Origin of the sequence: uncultured Maribacter sp. (assembly GCF_963974015.1) — a bacterium.
In the GTDB taxonomy this organism is placed as follows: Bacteria; Bacteroidota; Bacteroidia; order Flavobacteriales; family Flavobacteriaceae; genus Maribacter.
On the sequence record NZ_CAXBBZ010000001.1, the window covers coordinates 74,668 to 96,258 of the forward strand.

The 21,591-nt window shown below is 36.7% G+C and carries 14 protein-coding genes; 2 read left to right on the top strand and 12 right to left on the bottom strand.

The annotated features are described in order from the left end of the window. Positions 1-3: 3 nt before the first annotated feature. From AACZ41_RS00285 to AACZ41_RS00295, 3 genes are read right to left on the bottom strand one after another with little or no spacing between them, the layout of a single operon-like run. On the bottom strand, positions 4-891 hold the full coding sequence (locus tag AACZ41_RS00285; RefSeq protein ID WP_339625299.1) for an ABC transporter ATP-binding protein: 888 nt from the start codon (positions 889-891) through the stop codon (positions 4-6). A gap of 59 nt (positions 892-950) precedes the next feature. Continuing rightward, entirely contained in the window at positions 951-3,131 is a 2,181-nt protein-coding gene (locus tag AACZ41_RS00290) for an acylase (RefSeq protein ID WP_339625301.1), read from the bottom strand. 48 nt (positions 3,132-3,179) lie between these two features. Further along, positions 3,180-4,226 carry a TPM domain-containing protein gene (locus tag AACZ41_RS00295; RefSeq protein WP_339625304.1) on the bottom strand — a complete coding sequence of 349 codons (1,047 nt, stop codon included), beginning with the start codon at positions 4,224-4,226 and terminating at the stop codon, positions 3,180-3,182. Positions 4,227-4,356: 130 nt separating this feature from the next. Here AACZ41_RS00295 and AACZ41_RS00300 point away from each other — a divergent pair, with 130 nt between their 5' ends. Beyond that, positions 4,357-6,093 carry an ABC transporter ATP-binding protein gene (locus tag AACZ41_RS00300; RefSeq protein ID WP_339625306.1) on the top strand — a complete coding sequence of 579 codons (1,737 nt, stop codon included), beginning with the start codon at positions 4,357-4,359 and terminating at the stop codon, positions 6,091-6,093. A gap of 163 nt (positions 6,094-6,256) precedes the next feature. Here AACZ41_RS00300 and AACZ41_RS00305 read toward each other — a convergent pair whose 3' ends face one another. From AACZ41_RS00305 to AACZ41_RS00320, 4 genes are all read right to left on the bottom strand, one after another. Beyond that, complete coding sequence (locus AACZ41_RS00305) at positions 6,257-6,589, bottom strand: ferredoxin (protein WP_339625308.1); 333 nt, start codon at positions 6,587-6,589, stop codon at positions 6,257-6,259. 63 nt (positions 6,590-6,652) lie between these two features. Next, positions 6,653-7,711, bottom strand: a complete 1,059-nt coding sequence (locus AACZ41_RS00310) for an NAD(P)/FAD-dependent oxidoreductase (RefSeq protein WP_339625310.1) — start codon at positions 7,709-7,711, stop codon at positions 6,653-6,655. 69 nt (positions 7,712-7,780) lie between these two features. Beyond that, positions 7,781-8,023 (bottom strand): NifU family protein, encoded by a 243-nt coding sequence (locus AACZ41_RS00315; protein WP_339625312.1) that lies wholly within the window; start codon positions 8,021-8,023, stop codon positions 7,781-7,783. 2 nt (positions 8,024-8,025) lie between these two features. Beyond that, positions 8,026-9,171: an Mrp/NBP35 family ATP-binding protein gene (locus AACZ41_RS00320; protein ID WP_339625314.1), complete on the bottom strand. Its 1,146-nt coding sequence runs from the start codon at positions 9,169-9,171 to the stop codon at positions 8,026-8,028. Between the two features lie 196 nt (positions 9,172-9,367). On the opposite strand from AACZ41_RS00320, the gene AACZ41_RS00325 reads away from it, so the two are divergent. Next, positions 9,368-11,041, top strand: a complete 1,674-nt coding sequence (locus tag AACZ41_RS00325; protein ID WP_339625316.1) for an amidase — start codon at positions 9,368-9,370, stop codon at positions 11,039-11,041. A gap of 40 nt (positions 11,042-11,081) precedes the next feature. Here the strand turns inward: AACZ41_RS00325 and AACZ41_RS00330 are convergent, their stop codons facing one another. The 5 genes from AACZ41_RS00330 to AACZ41_RS00350 form a co-directional block, all read right to left on the bottom strand. Next, positions 11,082-11,747: an ABC transporter ATP-binding protein gene (locus tag AACZ41_RS00330; RefSeq protein WP_339625318.1), complete on the bottom strand. Its 666-nt coding sequence runs from the start codon at positions 11,745-11,747 to the stop codon at positions 11,082-11,084. A 37-nt stretch (positions 11,748-11,784) separates the two neighbouring features. Continuing rightward, entirely contained in the window at positions 11,785-14,235 is a 2,451-nt protein-coding gene (locus tag AACZ41_RS00335) for an ABC transporter permease (protein WP_339625320.1), read from the bottom strand. A 14-nt stretch (positions 14,236-14,249) separates the two neighbouring features. Beyond that, on the bottom strand, positions 14,250-16,658 hold the full coding sequence (locus AACZ41_RS00340) for an FtsX-like permease family protein (protein ID WP_339625322.1): 2,409 nt from the start codon (positions 16,656-16,658) through the stop codon (positions 14,250-14,252). 25 nt (positions 16,659-16,683) lie between these two features. Beyond that, positions 16,684-19,083, bottom strand: coding sequence for an FtsX-like permease family protein (locus AACZ41_RS00345; RefSeq protein ID WP_339625324.1), 2,400 nt, complete (start codon positions 19,081-19,083; stop codon positions 16,684-16,686). Between the two features lie 75 nt (positions 19,084-19,158). Further along, on the bottom strand, positions 19,159-21,591 hold the full coding sequence (locus AACZ41_RS00350; protein ID WP_339625326.1) for an ABC transporter permease: 2,433 nt from the start codon (positions 21,589-21,591) through the stop codon (positions 19,159-19,161).

Below are 21,591 nucleotides of genomic sequence, written 5' to 3' on the forward strand. Positions count from 1 at the left end.
GAATTATACCGTTACTTCATTTAGACGTGAGGATATTTCAGTGAAATACACATCTTCTAAATTAGCCGGACTTGGTTCAAAAGTTTCATCGGGCATAGTTTCATTATATACATGAATTACCGTACTACCAGCTTTTAAATGAGTCGATATGACCTGAAAATTAGATTTATAATTATCTAACTCCTTCTTGTCAATCATTTTCTTCCAAATCTTACCTTGTACACGCTGGATAAGTTCTGTCGGGTTTCCTTGTGCAACTACTTCACCTAAACATATAATTGCCATATTCTTGCATAGGTTGGCAACATCTTCTACAATATGTGTGGATAGAATAATAATTGTATTCTCTCCTATTTCACTTAATAGATTATGAAATCGAACACGTTCTGCGGGATCTAAACCTGCTGTAGGCTCGTCTACTATTATTAATTTAGGTGATCCTATCAAAGCCTGGGCGATACCAAAGCGTTGTTTCATACCACCAGAATACGTGCCTAGACTTTTGTTGCGAACATGCCATAAATTTGTTTTATTCAATAGCGCTTCTACCAATTCTTTACGTTCGCCTTTATTGGAAACTCCTTTCAACGATGCAATATGATCAAGCATTTTATAAGAAGTAACCTTTGGATAAATCCCAAACTCTTGAGGCAAGTAACCCAACATCTCCCTTACTTTATCCGTATCCTTAAGAATATCAATATCACCCATGGTAATTGAACCAGAATCGGCCTGCTGTAAGGTAGCCATGGTACGCATAAGTGAAGATTTTCCCGCACCATTCGGTCCTAAAAGACCGAACATTCCTTGAGGTATCGTTAATGTTATATCCTTTAAAGCATTAACACCGTTCGAATAGGTTTTGCTTAGATTTTCAATTTTTAGTTCCATGATTGGTTAGTTGGTTTTAGGATTAATACACTTACTCTATTGACTACTAGCTAAATATACTACTTTCTTTTTCCCGGTAAATATGTTTCTTGTGCTCTTTTTAAAACATCCTCTCTATAAAAAGCAGCATCTTTCCAATCTATATTCAAATACTTTTCGGTCTGGTCATTGAAATGCGGTGAATTTGGGTCGCCACTCTGCCCACCCGCTAAGATTGTTTTTGCTTTTACCTTCTCTCCAAACTCAACTGCCGCCACAAAACTATTGCCCCGTGTACCATAGATTTTTTTAGCACCAGGCGCGGTATATCTTGCTCCATAAGCTGCTAGTGCACCCCACGTTCCTGAAGCAAAGCCTACCCCAACACTTGGTAAACTATCATTAAAAGCTTGCCTAATATCGCCATTTAAACGTTGGTATCGGTTGACTTCGCCCCAAGGCATTTTCCATGTTCCAAAATCATCATTTAAAATTTTTATAGTTTCTTCAAATACCGCTAGCTTTTCTGTACCAGGAGAATCACTTCCCCAATATTCCACCAACTCCATACTGTTAAGACCTATTGGACGAACTGCTTTTTGGTAACTCAAATTGCCATAGAAATGTGCCAAAGTCATTGCTACAGATTCTTTTGAAGTTCTATAGTCCCAATTGCGAAACACCTCAATCGCTTCATTTAACTCCTTTTTTGGACTAGCATCATATGCTTTTACCAAACCAGGAATTAGAGCCTTAAAAGCTGGTAAATACGGATCATGTGCCAATTGAATTAAACTATCAATGGTATAACCTTTTCTATTTGTCAGCAATTCAATAGCATGAACCCCTCTAAAGTTCTCTTGGTCTTTCGACATATAAATGGGATAATCCTCTTTCTTCGGACTAAACTCCAACGCCGATGTATAAGGTGTAGAGTTACAATTCTGAATCCAACCATTTTCTGGATTCAATACTAAAATATTTTCATCTACCGTGTGCAAACCTTGCCAGTCAGTTTTTGGATTACTACCATCTACGGGCTCTTCATAATTAAACATTACATCTCTTTTAGGAACAAAATTTCCGTGGAAATAGGCAATATTGCCCTCGGCATCTGCATACACCGTATTATTACTTGAATTAGTGCGGATGTCCATCATATCACGAAATCCTTTATAGCCATTTTGTTTCGTACGGATAAATGACTGTTCTAATGCTTTGACAGGCTCCCACATCATGGCTGAAGCTGTCCAATGACCATCGGCGACATGCGTTATTGGTCCGTGGTGTGTTCTATAAGCGGTATACTTTTTTTCTTTAAGCTCATCGCCATCAATATATTTAATCACTATTTCAGATGATCTTACTGGCCGTAATTCCTCACCATATTGATACAATAGATCATCATCGTTCTTAACAATGGTTTCCTTAAATTCATCCATAACATCAGTGTATGTCGATGTGTGCATCCATCCGGTCTTTTCATTGAACCCCTGGTAAACAAAAAACTGCCCCCAAGTAACCGCTCCGTAGGCATTCAAACCTTCCTCTGAAACCACATGGACTTCTCCTCTAAAATAGAATGAGGTATGCGGATTAATCAATAACAACGGATTACCAGACTGCGTTAATTTTCCTGAAATTGCGATTCCGTTAGACCCTTGCGGTTCTTCTGCTTCCTTTTCCTTTCTCATTTGCAGCATTTCCATCTCTGGCAATGCCATATCGCTTTCATAAAAAGCCGCTATTTTTTTTGTGGAAATTCGCTCTATATCACCACCAATAGAACCTTCGCTAAAATACATGGGCATCCACGGTTCAAAATGTGTCAATAATTTTGGTTGTACCTCAGGATGCGTATATAGATAATAATTAACTCCATCGGCAAAGGCATCACACAATTTCTTTAACCAAGCCGGACTCTTTTCATAATTAGCTTTCGCCTCTTCTTCGCTCATGAATAATTTAGCCCGCAAATCGCTATATAAAGCCTCTTCCCCATCTATTTCCGCCAGTCTGCCGATTGCCCATATATAATTCTGCTCTACGCGATTAAAATCGTCTTCGCACTGCGCATATAATAACCCAAAAACAGCATCGGCATCCGTTTTACCATAAATATGCGGTACACCAAAATCATCTCTTATAATTTCCACATTAGCAGCTTGTGCTACCCATTTTTCTATTTCTGGATTTTTAGAATTCTCAGCCTTACAGGCTATAAACAATACAAAAGCTACCAAGTAAATTATTCTTTTCATAAATATGCTATTATCGATTCTTTGAAGGTAAATAAAAGTAGTTAAACTTTACCAACTTCCACTTGACCCACCACCACCTGAACTGCCTCCTCCCCCAGAAAATGAGCTACCACCGCTAGAAGAACCACTACCCGAACTAAATGAATGTGTTCCTGAAGAAGAGAATGTTTTTCTATAATATGTTTTATCATTCTTTAACCAAGATATACCCAATTCTTCTTTACCCAGCACCTTAAGTTTTATAAAAGCTATGATTGCAGCAATGCCAAAATAAGGTAACAGTAACCACAGTAAAATAGTTGGCTCATCAAAAACCTGTTTAGCAGCTTTGTGGTCAGACGCATATATACTGTAAGCTACAACTAGTGGAACCACCATAAAAATTAAGCCAAAAATGCTTGACAGAGAGCCAGACAGAAGCATAAACAATCCAGGTATGACTCCTAGTTTCCCCATAAAAATTCCCCTGAAAACTTCTATGATATTTTTATAGCTCTTATAGAAGAACAATCCACCTACAGAGGTGAAAATCAAAAGGAAGAAACCAAGAAATATATACCCGATAAGCTGGTCGTTATCTTCTTCGTCGGCTACCTCTTTTTTAAATTCTTCTAAAGCATCCGGGTTATTTAAAAATTCTATTAATTGATCTGTAGCTTCATTTATACCTTGAAAATATTCCTCCTCCTTAAAATTGGGAATCATTGTATTTCTTATAATTCTTGAAGCGACGGCATCTGTAATATAAGGTTCTAAACCATAACCCACTTCTATTCTCACCTCTCTATCCAATTCTGAAAATAAAATCAATAACCCATTATCCTTTCCTTCTTGGCCAATACCATTTTGATTGAAAAGACCATTGGCAAACGTTTCAATCGTATCAAACCCCAATTCTTCAATAGTCACCACCACTAGCTGATTTGTAGTTTTATTTTCAAAATCTACCAGTTTTTGGTTTAAACCTTTAACTTGATTCTTAGTGAATATATGTGCGCTATCAGTTACAAACTCTTGCAACTCATAATACTGTTGCTGAGCGTTAGCATGCACTGAGTTTAATAAAAGAAAGAGTATGAGAATTTTATTGCGCATGGCTAGATTGATACTGACACTCAAATATAAAAACCTTTATCCATACTGTACTCCAATTTCAAAACCTTGTCAATAAACATTCAAATGTTTAGAATTGAAGTAACTTGCAGACTTTTAAAATCTCCTTTTCATGTCAGAAAAAAAAGTAACTATACTTTCCGCATTTAAAACTATCATTTGGCCCAGACGAAAGTTGGTATTTATAGGTTTACTATTAATCGTAATCAGTAAGGCTGCTAGTTTTGTAGCACCCCTATCCCTTAAGTATTTAATGGATGATATTATACCCAATAAAAATGTAGACCTTTTAAAAATTCTGGTACTTTCCGTTGGTTTGGCCATATTAGTGCAAGCGGTCACTTCTTTTTTACTCACAAAAATACTTAGCGTTCAGGCTCAATATTTAATATCAGAGCTTAGGGCACAAGTGCAAAAGAAAGTTCTTTCATTACCTATTCGATTTTTTGATAATACAAAATCAGGAGCATTGGTTTCTAGAATTATGAGCGATGTCGAAGGTGTTCGTAATTTAATAGGAACTGGATTAGTACAACTCGTTGGTGGTACCATAACAGCTGTAGTATCCTTAATATTACTACTCCGAATCAGTTGGACAATGACTATTTTCACTTTAATACCCTTGGCTATTTTTGCTTTAATTGCCTTAAAGGCATTTAAAGTTATTCGCCCCATATTTAGGAATAGAGGAAAAATAAATGCAGAAGTAACCGGTAGGCTAACCGAAACTTTAGGCGGTGTACGCGTCATTAAAGGTTTTAATGCCGAGGAACAAGAAAATAAAATCTTTGAGGAAGGTGTTGACCGCTTATTTCAAAATGTAAAAAAAAGTTTGACCGCAACAGCTTTCATGACGAGTTCATCAACTTTTTTATTAGGGTTGGCAACAACAGGAATTATGGGAATTGGCGGTTACAAAATAATGATGGGCGAATTGACCATTGGTGATTTTTTGACCTTTACCTTCTTGTTGGGTCTTATGGTGGCTCCCATTGTTCAAATGAGCAATATTGGCAGTCAACTAACAGAAGCTTTGGCTGGTTTAGACCGTACCGAAGAATTGATGAACATGACGCCTGAGTCAGATGAAGAAAACCGTACCAAATTTCTAAAAAACCTAGAAGGCATTATTGTGTTCAATGATGTTTCTTTTGCCTATGAAGAGGATAAAGAAGTGCTTCATAACATTAGTTTTGAAGCGAAATCTGGTGAAGTCATTGCTTTGGTGGGTAGTTCTGGATCAGGTAAAAGTACTATTGCAGGTTTGGCAGCTACTTTTTTGAACCCACAATCTGGCGTAATCACCGTTGATGGGGAGGATATCTCTAAAGTGAACTTAGGTAGTTTCAGAAAACATCTAGGGGTCGTTTTACAGGATGAATTTCTTTTTGAAGGCACCATTCGACAGAACATTCTTTTCCCGAGACCTGATGCTACAGAAGAAGAATTGGCCGCAGCAGTAAATGCTGCTTATGTAAATGAATTTACAGACCGTTTTGAAGACGGATTAAAAACATTGATCGGTGAACGTGGCGTTAAATTATCTGGCGGACAACGACAACGTATTGCCATAGCAAGAGCTGTGTTGGCCAACCCAAGAATTTTAATATTGGATGAAGCCACTTCTAACCTTGACACGGAAAGCGAAGCACTAATTCAGAAAAGTTTAGCAGAACTTACTAAAGGCAGAACCACCTTTGTTATCGCACACCGCTTAAGTACCATTAGAAAAGCTGACCAAATTCTGGTAATTGAAAATGGACGTATTGCAGAGCAAGGAACACATGATGAACTAATTGCTAAAGAAGGAAGGTACTATAACTTGTTTACGTATCAGGCGAGGATATAATTTTGATGTTTGCTGTTTGCTGTTTGCTGTTTGCTGTTTGCTGTTTGCTGTTTGCTGTTTGAAAACAACAAAATCTATTTTCAGTTATAGCGCCATGGAGAATTTTTAGGACGCCAATTTAACAGATTACTTCGTCACTAAATGTACATCGCAATAAATGGCATTAAGCCTCCTCTGGAGCTAGCTCTACTTTTAGCCCGTCCATATCTTCAGATATGTGTAGTTGGCAACCTAATCGTGAATTATCTTTTACATTAAATGCCTCTGATAACATGGCTTCCTCATCATCACCCATTTCAGGAAGTTCGTGACCGGACAATACATAACATTGACAAGATGCGCACATCGCCATACCCCCGCATATGCCTATTGTACCTTCTGGAGCTAATTCGTACGAACGAACTACTTCCATTAAATTCATGTTCATATCTGTTGGGGCATCGATTTCATGTGAAATACCCTCTCGATCGATTATTGTAATTTTTATATCAGTCATTAAGTAACACTTCTTTAAGCCAATAGCACTGTAGTCGTGCGCTAAGCATAACATTATAATTCTTTATTCTATCGCCTTAACGACCGCTTTAGGCGCCTCTTTTTTACTTCCATCAAAACCACTAACACCACCAACGGTAGTATACTTCATGACATATTTTTTATCGGGAAATATTTTTTGAAATGCACTTTGGCACATTAAAGTTGCTTCATGAAAGCCACAAAGAATCAGTTTTAATTTGCCAGGATATGTATTTACATCACCAATTGCATAAATACCTGGAATATTGGTTTGATAATCAAATGTATCTACTTTGATTGCATTTTTCTCTATCTCCAAGCCCCAGTCACCAATAGGCCCTAGTTTAGGAGATAGTCCGAATAAAGGAATAAATGCATCGACAGCTAAAGTGATATCTTCTTTGGCATCAGTAGTCTTACGAATTAAAACAGACTCCAGTGAATCTGTTCCATTTAACCCTATAATTTCTCCTGGGGTAACAAGATTGATCTTCCCTTGATTTTTTAATTCTTGTACTTTTTCAACAGAATCTAAAGCACCTCTAAATTCATTTCTTCGGTGTACTAACGTCACTTCAGATGCAATATTGGCCAAGAAGATACTCCAATCAAGAGCTGAGTCTCCACCACCGGCAATTACAACTTTTTTATTACGATAGACCTCAGGATCCTTAATCATATAGGCAACCCCATTATCTTCAAATTTTGTCAAATTTTCCAATAATGGTTTTCTAGGCTCAAAACTCCCTAAACCACCTGCAATTGCTACAATTGGAGCATGGTGCTTCGTACCTTTATTTGTGGTTACAATAAAAGTGCCGTCTTCTAGTTTTTCAATAGTTTCAGCACGCTCTCCTAAAGTAAAACCTGGTTGAAATGGCCTAATCTGTTCCATAAGATTATCTACCAAATCGCCCGCCAAGACTTCTGGAAAACCAGGAATATCATAAATAGGTTTTTTAGGATAAATTTCAGAACACTGCCCACCTGCTTGAGGTAGCGCATCAATTAAATGGCATTTTAATTTTAATAGTCCTGCTTCAAAAACTGTGAAAAGACCCGTAGGTCCGGCTCCAATTATAAGTATGTCGGTCTTAATCATTAAAGAATGTATTTTAAAACCCTTCAAAGTTATAGTAATGCTTCATAATAAATAATGACATATCACAGGTTATACACCAACTACATTAATCACCTCTTCAATTTGTGGCGCGTATTTTTTAATTGTCATTTCCACACCACTTTTCAATGTCATTTGATTGACGCTACACCCTACACAGGCTCCTTCCAATCTTACTTTTACGGAGTGTTCTTCAACAGAAATCAATGTAATATCACCTCCATCACTTTGTAAAAAAGGTCTGATTTCATCTAATGCTTTTTCAACATTCAAAGTTAGTTCTTCCGATGTCATATCTATTTTTTCTTAACAGCAGAACATCCTGCCATTGTTGTAATCTTTATTGCTTCGGTCGGGGGAAGAGTCTTATTTCTTCCAACAACCTCACTTACTACTTGCTTGGTGATTTCTTCAAAAGCAGCCTCCACCGGTGTGCCACTCTGTAATGCCGCAGGTCTACCTACATCACCCGCCTCACGTATACTTTGAACTAAAGGTATTTCACCAAGGAAAGGAACATTCAAATCTTCTCCAAGATGTTTTGCCCCTTCCTTACCAAATATATAGTATTTATTTTCTGGCAACTCCGCAGGTGTAAAATAGGCCATATTCTCTATTATACCTAACACCGGTACATTAATAGAATCTTGTTGAAACATTGCCACTCCCTTTCTAGCATCTGCAAGAGCTACTTCTTGTGGTGTACTTACCACAACTGCGCCTGTAATTGGTAAAGCTTGCATAATGCTTAAATGAATGTCACCCGTACCTGGTGGTAAATCGATCAACATAAAATCTAAATCGCCCCAATGTGCATCAAATATCATTTGATTTAGTGCCTTGGAAGCCATTGGTCCTCTCCAAATCACCGCTTGATCTCTTTGTGTAAAAAAGCCTATTGATAATAGTTTTACACCGTAACTTTCAACAGGTTTCATTTTAGATTTACCATCTACATTTACAGCAAGTGGCTTTTCATTAGCCACATCGAACATAATTGGCATCGATGGCCCATAAATATCGGCATCTAACAAACCTACTTTAAAGCCCATTTTAGACAAAGTAACTGCCAGGTTAGCCGTAACGGTAGATTTACCTACTCCACCTTTACCTGATGCTACCGCGATTATATTAGAAATACCAGGAATAGCCTTTCCCTTTATTTCATTTACTTTATTAGGCTTAGTATCAGGAGCCTCTACTTTAACGTTAATCTTGATCTTTGCTTTCGCATAAACCTCTTTATGGATTATTTTTAAAATTTCGACCTCTGTCTTTTTCCGGGCTTGTAGACTAGGATTTTTAATGGTAATATCAACCTCAACCTCATCACCAAAAATCTGGATATTGGTAACTGCACCACTATCTACCATATTCTGGCCCTCACCGGGAACCGTAATATGTTCCAAAGCCTTCAAAATGTCCTTCTTATCTATCTTCATTATATAAATTCATTCTAAACAACAAAGATAATCCTTAGATTGGAGATTATGAAGTTCGTGTATTGAAAATGAAGATGCCATCATAAATAGAACCTTTTATTACATGAAAATCATTTCTTGTTCAATTATAATTCAGACAGGAATAGAAACTAGACAAAAATCGTAATTTAGAACACGACTAAAAATTCTAACAAGCATGCACCTACCAACCAAAAAAACAATTCAACTTTTAGCTTTAAGTTCAATCATATTAATGACTATAGCTTGCTCAAGTTCAAAATCCGAGTTTTCTAAAAAAGATGTTGTTCGGTCACAAAAATTATTAGGCCTCGATTTTGATAAAAAATATATCGACACACTTTACCCTTACCTAAAACGTAATAAAGAAGGCTTCGATTCTTTACGCAAATATACTTTGGACAATGACGTTTTTCCTGCGATTCAATTCAATCCTTTACCTTTAAATTTTTCACCAAAACCACAAGCTGGATTTCCAGATTGGGAAATTCCCGAAAATGTAAAACTACCATCAAAAGAAGCTGATTTAGCTTTTTATACCATCCCTCAACTTGCTTCCTTAATTAAGGATAAGGAAATAAGTTCTTTAAAATTAACTGAATTTTTTATAGCACGATTAAAAAAATATAATCCCATATTACAATGCACCATTACCATTACCGAGGAAATGGCTTTTGAACAAGCAAAAAAGATGGACCAAGAATTAGCTAATGGCCAATACAGAGGCATTTTGCACGGAATACCTTACGGAGTAAAAGATTTAATGGCGGTTGAAGGCTACAAAACCACTTGGGGCGCAGAACCTTATAGAGACCAACAAATTGAGATGACTGCAACCGTAATTGAAAAATTACAAAATGCCGGCGCCGTTTTAGTTGCTAAACTAGTTTCTGGTTCTTTGGCACGTGGTGATGTGTGGTTCGATGGAAAAACAAAAAATCCGTGGGATACCGAACAAGGTGCTACCGGCTCATCTGCAGGTTCTGGTTCTGCCACATCTGCTGGGTTAGTGCCTTTTGCACTTGGAACAGAAACATTAGGCTCGATAACCTCGCCGAGTACTAGAAACGGAATTACAGGTTTACGGCCCACCTATGGTAGGGTTAGTAGACAAGGAGTTATGAGCCTTAGTTGGTCTATGGATAAAGTAGGCCCTATGGCAAGAAGTGCCGAAGATTGCGCTATTGTGTATAGTGTAATCACCGGAAAAGACCCAAAAGATGGCACGACAACTGATTATCCTGATGGTTTTGAACCGAATAAAGATTACAAATCTCTTCGGGTGGCTTATCTAAAAAAGGACATTGAAAAAGATACTTCCCTAAGCAAACCCAATTTAGAAAAAGCATTGGAAACTTTTAAGAAAATGGGAATAACCTTAAATGAAGTTGAATTACCAGAAGATGTGCCCTATTCAAGTTTTGATGTGATTTTAAGAGCAGAGGCAGGTGCATTTTTTGACGACTTGGTGCGCTCAAGAAACGTTGACAAAATGGTTGAACAAGACCAAAGATCAAGAGCCAATTCATTACGCCAAGCACGCTTTATACCCGCTGTAGAATATTTACAGGCCAATAGGCACCGCCAAGTACTAATTGAAAAAATGGAGGATATCATGAAAAATTATGACATTCTTATATCTCCAACCTTCGGAAATAGACAATTGATAATTACAAACCTTACTGGTCACCCCGTGATAGCTATTCCTACAGGATTGGATAAAGAAAAGCACCCGACAAGTATAACTCTTGTTGGAAATCTATATGATGAAGCCAGTATTCTTTTGCTCGCAAAAGCTTTTCAAGATAACACTGAGTTTGATGAAATGCATCCGAAAGGATATACGGATTAGGTTTGACCTTGGTAGGAGAATCTTAGTTTTTTATTTAAAATTAAATCTGCCTACCATCTAAAAGGTTGATGATTCTTGAACCATACTCAGCATTTTTTTCGGAATGGGTCACTTGAATAATGGTGACTCCATACTCTTTGTTCAGCTTTTGAAAAAGTTGCATAATTTCCTCACTCTGTTGCGAGTTTAGATTTCCTGTTGGTTCATCTGCTAAAATCAACTTCGGTTTTCCAATCAGGGCACGAGCTACACCTACTAACTGCTGCTGACCACCACTTAATTGGGTTGGGAATAAATCTTTCTTACCAACAATATTAAACCTATCTAGCATATCGGCAACCAAAGCTTTTCGTTCAGAACCTTTTACTTTTTTATACAACAAAGGCATTTCTAAATTTTCTTCAACCGTTAGCTCATCTAATAAATGATAGGATTGAAAAACAAAACCGATATATTCTTTGTACAAATTAGAACGGTACTTCTCTTTTAATGTATGAACCGATTCGCTTAAAAAATCGTACTCACCTTCATCAAAAGTATCTAACATACCAATGACATTAAGTAATGTGGATTTTCCCGATCCGGACGGACCCATAATGGAAATAAACTCACCTTCTTCCACATCAAAATTAATATCTTTCAGCAAGAATATACGCTGACCGCCTTGCTGTACCCATTTGAAAATATTATTTAATCGTAGTAACATTCTTTTAGTTTTTGATTTTTCGTTAAAATTTGCACTTTTACTCCGTTCGTAAACTTTTTACTGGGTTTGTATTTGCAGAATTTATTGTTTTAATCGTCATTATTAAAAGTGAAATCACAATCATTGACAAGCCACTTAAGGCAAAAATCCACCAGCTTAAAGTTGTTTTATTTGCAAAACCTTCTAGCCAGTAATTTAATCCGTACCACGCGATAGGTGTTGCTATCACAAAGGCGATCAGTACTAATTTTAAAAATTCTTTTGACAATAAAAAATTAAGTTGAAATAGGTTTGCACCGAGTATTTTACGAATTCCTATTTCCTTTGTTCTACGCTCTGTAGTATGTATGACCAAACCAAACAACCCTAAACAACTTATAAAAATTGCAAGACCAGTAGCCCATTGTAAAAGTATCGATGTTTTTTGCTCACTTTCGTAAAATTTTTTTACGGTATCATCCATAAAAGTATACTCAAAATCAGACTCTGGATACAGGTCTTTCCAAATTTTTTCTACACTCGAAATTGTTTTTGGCCAATTACTAGTATCCAAACTACTCAACTTAAAATGTATGGTTCTAAACTGTGTCCATTTTCCACTGTATGAACCTCCTGTAAATGCCATTGGCGCTACTCCATATTTTAAGGAGTGTTGGTTAAAATCTTCCATCACACCAACAATTGGAAACATTTCATTGTCGCCCTTTAGATTTTTACCGACCACATCTCCAGGGTTCTCAATTCCAATTACTTTTAAATAAGCCTTGTTGACAACATATTCTCTTATTGAATCATTTAAAGGCATTCGACCTGCAACTAATTTTAAATTATATAAATCAAAATAGTTAGCATTACCATACATTAATTGTAAATCTGAATTTACTTCCTTTTCACCATCTACAAACAAAGCGCTCATACTCATCGTAGAAAATGATGCTGGTGGATTTCCTGAAAGAACAACCTTTTTTATTCCTGGTAATTCTTCCATCTGACGAACAAACCTTGCTCGTTTAATAGCTGATGTGTCTCGCCAAGGAGTTCGTAAATAGGCAATAGCTTCTGTCTTAAAGCCCATGTCTTTTTTCATAATATAATTCAACTGCTTACCTACCATCAGCGTAGCTATAATAAATATTTGCGCAATTACAAATTGAAATACAGTTAAATACTTTCTTAAAGAGCCTTTATCAGAATTGGGTAAGATTTGTTGTTTAAACACAGATACAGGTTTGTATTTCGACATAATCATAGCAGGATAAAAACCTGATAAAACTGTTACAATTAGAAGCAATATAGATATACCTAGCATAATCCAGGGATTCCAAAAAAGCTCAAAAGTGAGTCCTGCGGGAATAAAATCAGAAAATAATATGAGTAACCATTTCGATAGAAAAAAAGAAAGAGCAGCTGCTGCCAAAGTCAGTATAAACGTTTCTCCCAAGAACTGAAATATCAACTGCTTTCTAGAACTGCCCAAGGTTTTTCTGATCCCAATTTCCTTTGCTCGTTGTATGGCCTGGGCAGTATTTAAATTGATAAAATTTATACATCCTAAAAGGACTAAAATGGCAGCCAATAACAACAAACTTTTTAACGCTGACATTGTTGTTCGGCTATCATCGAAGTCAAAAGTACCATAATATGGATTCAAATGAATATCAGCTAGCGGCTGTATGGTATAGGTATTACTTCTGCCAATGGCAACCATTTCTGGCTCATCATGTTCTTTTGCAATTTGGGTAAGTGTTTCTTGAACCTTTATAGGGTCTGCCCTTTTCGAAAGTTTAATGAACAATTGAGAGGCAGAGTTGGTGTTGTTCCAATTAGCTTCGTTTACGGCATTGGTCATATCTTGGGTCGCTGCAGTTTTTAAAGAGATAAATTCTTCAAAAACAATATCTGTTCTTTTATTGAAATTGGCCACAATGCCCGATACCGTTGCTGGTATTGTGTCATTATACATTACAGACTTACCTAAAATGTCATCTAACTCTTTATTAGGAAAATATTTTCTAGCTCGTTCTTCGGATAATACTACCATATTAGGTTCCTCCAACGCACTTTCCTTATTTCCTGCTAACCACCTATATTCAAAAGTCTTAAAGTAAGATGGCTCGGTATAGATTACAAATTCAGGATTTTTAAATCTATCGCCTGTTTCCTTATTTTCAACATGTAAAGGGTACGTTGTGAAAAATGGCGCTACCGTTTCCAATTCTTCCATGTTAAGATCCACGAGTGCTTGTGCCAGAGGTACCGTTACCCCTGCATTATAAAAATCGCCGTCAGGACTCTTAAATGCTGTGGTTACTCTATAAATTCTATCACCATCTTGGTGAAATTTATCAAAAGAAAGGTCATAAAAAACCATCGCACCAATTACAAAAGCAGCACTTAACCCAATTGAAAGGCCCAAGATGTTTATCAATGAAAACACCTTATTTTTCCAAACATTTCGAAAAGCAATTTTTATATAATTTTTAATCATTTTTCTTAACTGATTTATTCTGTTCTCAAGCTTTTAACCGGGTTTGCCTTTGCCGCCCGTATGGTTCTTGAACCGATAGTGAGCATAGCTATTAATACGGCAATAGACCCTGCGCCCGCAAAAAACCATACACTCAGCTCTATTCTATAGGTATAGTTTTGAAGCCATTCTTGTAAAATATACCAAGCAATAGGCGATGCAATGATAAATGCAACTAATACCAATTTCAAGAAATCTTTGGTTAATATATAAGTAATTGACGTTACACTTGCCCCTACTACCTTTCTAATACCTATTTCTTTGGTGCGCTGTGAAACAATTAGCAATGACATGGCAAATAGACCCATACAGCTTAATATAATCGCCAAAACAGAGCCACTTGAAATCATCTTAGCTGTGGTCTTTTCACGATTAAAAGTTCTATCAATATTCTCATCTAAGAAAGAACCTAAAAATTCTGCATTAGGTTCCAATTTTTTCCAAGTACTTTCAAGGGCCTCAAAGGAATTTGCCATATTGTTCGGAGCTACTTTAGCATATGCATACGTTAGCCCCCACTCTCTACTGATATAAAACGTAATGGGCTCTATAGCCCTATCCAAATCATTGAAATTATAATCTTTAACTACTCCAAGAACAGGATAGTATATTCCGTCACTAATTTCTAACTGTGCAGTTAAAGGGTCTTCTACACCCAATTCCCTCGCCATTGCTTCATTTATTACAACACCTAAACTATCTGAAGCACTTTCAAAATTTCTTCCTAAAACCATATTTATGCCTAAAGTCTGTACATATTCATGATCTACTACTAAAAAATTAGTAGTGACAGCACGCCCCTCATATTCAAATCCTATTTTACTAGAAGACCTACTACCATCTCGCCCTAATCCCATATTATTATCGGCACCACTGACAAAAATAATATCTGGATTTCCTATTAATTCATCTCGAAGTAATTTTACCACATCATTGCTATTACGCTTTCCATTTAAAGGAAAGGAAATTACCTGCTCTTTATCGTAGCCTAAATCTTTATTACGCATGTAATTTATTTGACCCCATAGCACCAATGTACCGGTAATCAATAAAATGGCAATTCCAAATTGAAAAACCATAAGCACATCTCTTACCTTATTGCTACCTGTAGATTCTAGTTTGCCTTTTAATGATTGAATGGTACCCAAACGACTCATTAGCCAAGCAGGATAACCCCCAACAAAAATTGTGATTACTACTACGATACCCATCAACCCTAACAAGAAAGTAGGTTTTAATAACATATCAACTTCCACTTTGGTATTAAAAACAGTTTTAAAATCATTTACAAACACATAACTTAATAGTACCCCAATACAAATTGACACTAAGAAAACTAAAAGACTTTCGCTCCAAAATTGAAAAAATAACTGATTTCTTTTAGCACCAAGCGTTTTCCGCATTCCTATTTCCTTCAATCGTTTGGCAGATTTTGCTATACTCATATTAATATAGTTGACACATGCGATGAACAAAATTAAAAATGCGACACCAAGAATTAAATAAGGTAAACTTCTGCTTACTTCTACAAAACCACTCTTAAGACTGGTAAAATGAACATCGGTCAATGGAACCAATTTTAAATTTATATATCGGCCATCTTTATCGGCAGATGCTCCATCTCTTTTTAACATATCGATACTCTTCTTGTAATGAAGATCCATGTACGACTGAGTACTCTTTTCAAATCCTTCTGCTGTTACACCTTCTTCTAATTCTACATAGACATCATGATATTGCGAATCCCATTGGTCTTTACTTTCCAAATAACCTCGGTGACCTTCAAAACGTGCAGCCATTTCAAATCCTAAATCACTTTGTGGTAGAATGTCATCTGCAATGGCACTTACCGTAAATGGCTTTTCTAAGCCACTTATCAATAGATTGAACGTTTTACCTATAACATCTGTCGTACCAAATAAATTGTTTGCTGCTTTTTTAGTTAATACTACCGAAGACAAATCATTTAAAGGGGTATTCTGGTCGCCCTTACTTATTGGAAAATTGAACATTGAAAAGAAATCTTCGTCTACCCAAACGATATCCATATCAATTTCTTTATCGGCTTGTATTGCTAAGGTGCCATCTTGCAAAAATCTTGTAACACGCTTTACCCCTGGCACCTCGGTTGCCAAAGAAGGTGCGAAAGGAGCTGGTTGAACGGTTCCTGCTTGTGGACCTTTGGGTGTTTGTTGGGTTTTAACTATCTTATAAATAGCATCTCCATTTTGATGAAACCCATCGAACGAAAGTTGGTACATTGCCGCCATGCCCAACAATATGGCAACAGCAAAAGCAACTGATAAACCGATTATATTTAAGCTAGTGTTCGTCTTATCTTTTATGAGGTTTCGCCAAGCGATTTTTAGATAGTTTTTAAACATGCTGTTGATTTTTCTGATTGATGATTTATTCTGTTCTCAAGCTTTTTACCGGGTTTGCCTTTGCCGCCTTGATTGCTTGGAAACTTACCGTTAAAATAGTCACCAACATAGCGCCGATCATCGCCAAGGCAAAAATCCACCACTTTAAGATTACCCGGTAAGGATATTCTTGCAACCAACCGTTCATTATAAAATAGGCGATGGGTACAGCTATAAAACATGAGATAATTACTAATTTCAAAAAGTCCTTCGATAGCATATTCCATACATTGAATATCGAAGCACCAAGTACTTTTCTAACCCCTATTTCCTTCTTTCTTTGCTCTGCCACGAACGATGTAAGTCCGAAAAGGCCCAAACAACTAATCAATATAGCGAGGGCTGTAAACACGCCCGAAAGTGTACCTATACGTTCTTCCGACGCAAATTTTTGACCATATTCACTATCGATAAAATCATATTCAAAAGGTATATCTGGAAAATGCTCTTTAAACACATTTTCAATAGTTGTAATATTCTGAGTTGCACTTTGGTTAGGATTTAATCGCAAGTTATAATAGCTAGCATTATCATGTCTATCATACACATACACCCCTTGCTTTACAGGTTCGTAAGGTGATTGGGTAATCATATCTTGTACTACTCCTATAATTTTCAATGGTGGTCCTGGGTCTTCTTCATCATCATCTTTAAGTAACATGCCTACGGGATTTTCCAATCCTAGGTATTTCTTTGCAGATTCATTGATTAATACACCTAAGGAATCGGTTGCAAATTCTCTAGAAAAATCCCTGCCTTCCAGAATTTTTAGATTTAATGATTTTGCGTACTCTGCCGAAACTTCGGTCCATGCTAAATCTTCTTGAAACCCTTCTGGTTTGCCATCCCAAGTAAAGCCACTTCTGTTAGACCATATTTGGGTGGTAGGGCTACTCGATGTTGACATTTCAATTACCGCATTTGAACCTAAAAACTCACTTCGCATTAAATCATATTTACCTTCAAAGTCTTTACTGTAAGTAGGTATCTGTATCAATCCTTCTTTATCATAACCCACTGGGCGGTTCTTGGCATAGTTAATCTGTTGCATTACGATGACAGTACCGATAATAAAAGCTACCGACACCGTAAACTGTACAACGACCAATATTTTTCTTGGAAGCCCTGCGTATTTACCCACTTTAAATGTTCCCTTTAAAACATCGACCGGCCTAAAGGAGGAAAGATAAAGCGCGGGGTAACTACCTGCCAATAATGATGTGAACAAGATGAACACTAATGACATCAACCAAAACATTCCATTATCCCATGGAAACAAAATCTCTTTTCTAGACAGTTCATTAAATCCGTTTAAAGTAAGTAATACAATAAGTATCGCTACTACAAAAGCGAATAATACAACTAAAAAAGACTCGCTTAAAAATTGATATATTAATTGACCTCTCTCCGATCCTATTGATTTTCTAATACCTACTTCCTTACCGCGTTTCTCTGATCTTGCAGTACTTAGATTCATAAAATTAATACACGCCAAAAGCAATACGAAGGCACCGATTATACCAAATAACCACACATACTTTATACGTCCTCCATTTTGTTTTCCGTTCTCGAAACTACTACGCAGGTACCAGTCTTTCATTGGAAAAAGAAAAAGTTGGGGATTAAATTCAGATGAATCGGGATTTAGGTTTTTCTTTACATCTTTAATGGTATTGGTTATTTTCTCGAAGGATGTGTTGTCGGCAATTTGTACGAACATTTGAAAAGAATTGTTGCCCCATTGGTCTTCTGCATTTCTTATCCATTCGTTATTCGCCAAATATTTTTCCCAAGGAATTATAAAGTCAGTGTCGTTGAAGGAATTATTTACGGGAATATCCTTATAAACCGAACTTACATTTAACTTGTGCTCGTTACTTACGGTAACCGTTTTACCGATTGGATCTTCGTTTCCAAATAAGGCATTGGCCGTAGATTCGGATAACATGATGGAGTTAATTTCTCGAAGTCCGTCTTTCTCCCCTTTTATAATTTCGAGACCAAACATCTCCGGACCTTCTTTTTGCATATAATTACCAGGTCTGGATATGCTCTTTTCACCATATTTTAAATAATGGTCATTGGTCCAAGAGCACATGATCAAATACTTAAAATTATCACTGTACCCATTTCGCAAGCCTTTTTCCAACGGTCTGGGAATGGCTGGTCCGGTTCCTGTTTCTCCATTGAATGTCTGTGACTGAAATACCTGAGCTATTTTATCCTGATTCTTAAAATAACTGTTATAAGAAAGTTCGTCCAATATCCACAGGCCGATTATTAATGTAACGGCCATTCCCAAGGCAAGACCTCCTACATTAATGAAGGTGTACCCTTTGTTCTTCCAGAGGTTTCGCCAAGCGATTTTTAAATAGTTTTTAAACATGATTGGTATTTTTTGATGATTGATGTTTCTTATTAATTCATTTTAATACAAAGAGTGTTTTAAAATTGAAATGTTTCATTCAGACCGTAAACTTTTTACAGGATTTACAATTGCCGCTTTTATACTTTGATAACTTACCGTTACAATGGCAACCAAAATTGCCATGAAGGCTGCCAAAGCGAATATCCCAAATCCGATTTCAATACGATATGAAAAATCTCCGAGCCACTTACTCATTGCGAACCATCCTAAAGGCAAAGAAATTAATATGGCCAAACCCACCAATTTTAGAAAATCTACTGTAAGTCGGAACGAAATCTGACCTACAGTAGCTCCTAACACTTTTCTAACTCCAATTTCTTTGGTGCGTTTTTCGGCATTAAAGGCAGCTAATCCAAATAATCCTAAACAAGCAATAAAAATGGAGAGTAGTGTAAAAATGAAAAATATCTGACCTAATTTTCGTTCAGATTCATAGGTGGTGTCAAAGGCCTCATCCATAAAACGATAGTTAAAGGGTTGCCCAGGTACCAGTTCATCCCATTTGTTGCCTATTTGGGCAACCGTATTCGAATAATCACCGGCAGAAATACGCACCGCCATGTTTTCGGCTCCATCATTTATAAAAAGACCCAATGCTGTTATGTTTTCTCGTAAGGATTCAAAATGGAAATCTTCTACCACACCAATAACCTTAAAATAGCTTGGATGCTCCATATCAATATCTTGTGAAATACGCTTGCCTAAAGCCTCTTCTGCCGTAACGTTCATTGTTGTCAGGGTTACTTCATTTATAATTACTGCCGATGAATCGGTTGGTATGCTTTTATCGAAATTTCGTCCAGCCACAAGTTTCATCTGCAAGGTCTTTATGTAATCCGTATCCACATACCAAGTTTGCATTTGTATTGCCTTTTCCTGTTCTTTAGACCCTTCTTCAAAAAACGAACTATTAGAACGCCAAGATGGCGTTGGGTAAAAATTACTGAGCGTAACATTTTCAACATTTGCCAGCTTTAACAATTGCTCTTTATAAGCTTGTGTTTTAGACCCCAAGAAAAAGGTATCGTTGATCAATAATACTTGGTCTTTTTCAAACCCCAATTCTTTGTTCTGCATGTAATTCAACTGTTGAAAAACCACCATAGTACTAACAATTAGAAATACGGATATCGCAAATTGAAAAACCACCAATGTATTACGCACTTTACCACCACCTGCACTCCCTTGCACATCTCCTTTAAGAGTTTTTACCGGTGTAAACCTGGACATGAAAAAGGCAGGATAACTACCTGACAACAGTCCAAGAAATAATGTTGTAAATACCATAATCAACCAAAAGAAGGGATTTGTATAAGGAATAGCGATGGATTTCCCAGCAAGGTCATTGAAAAATGGAAGCACTATAATTGCGACTAGAAGTGCAGTAATCAATGAGATAAAGGCGATTAAACTAGATTCGGTTAAAAATTGAAATACTAAATTAAGTTTATTGGAACCTAATGTTTTACGCACTCCAACTTCTTTTGCCCTCTTAAGGGAATGTGCCGTAGATAGATTCATAAAATTGACACATGCCAACACAATTAAGAACAACCCTATAAAAGACAAAATATAAACATCTTGAATGCTGCTATTTGCGTTCATTTCTGATTGCCTATCTGAATGTAAATGAATGTCAGTCAGCGGCATGGTATGATACCGTATGTAATTCCCCGATGCGGCAAAAGATTCTGCCGTCATACCCGGAAAATATTTTTGTGCCCAAGGCAACATGTACTTCTCTAACATACCCTGTAGCGGAACTTTAAATTCCTCCGGCGTAACCGTGGGTATCAGCTTAATAAAGGTGAAATAGTTATTGCTTCCCCACAATTCTTCACGGGAAGCTACATTACCGGACATTGCTAGAAATATACTATAATTATTTAAAAAGGAATTCGTAGGCAAATCATCTACCACACCTGTTACGGTATAGGTATCTGTATTATCCAACACAATGTTCTGCCCCAATGCATTTTGATTTCCAAAATGCTTTTCTGCCGCAGTTTTTGAGAGCACTACAGATTTAGGACCGGTCAATGCTGTTCTAATATCACCTTCTAATAAATCGACTCCAAAAAATTCAAAAAAAGTAGAATCGGCATAAGTGGCATGCATTTCTTTTACACTAGTATTAGTACCGGCTTTTTTAACGAGCATACTGCCCAAGGTTCTAAATCTTGTACTGGCTTCTACTTGCGAGTAATCTCTTTTTAAGGCAGCTGCCATTGGTGGGGCCGATTCAGCAGCTTTGATTTCTGCACCTCCAAATTTTATATCGGCATCTATTCTATGAATACGATCAGCATCGGCAAACATTTTATCATAGCTCAGCTCATCATAAATATATAGGGATATAAGAAGTGTCCCGGCCATACCAATGGCGAGTCCGAATGTATTTAAGAAGGTAAAAAAAGGTTGTTTTTTTAAACTTCTCCAAGCAATTTTGATATAGTTTTTAAACAT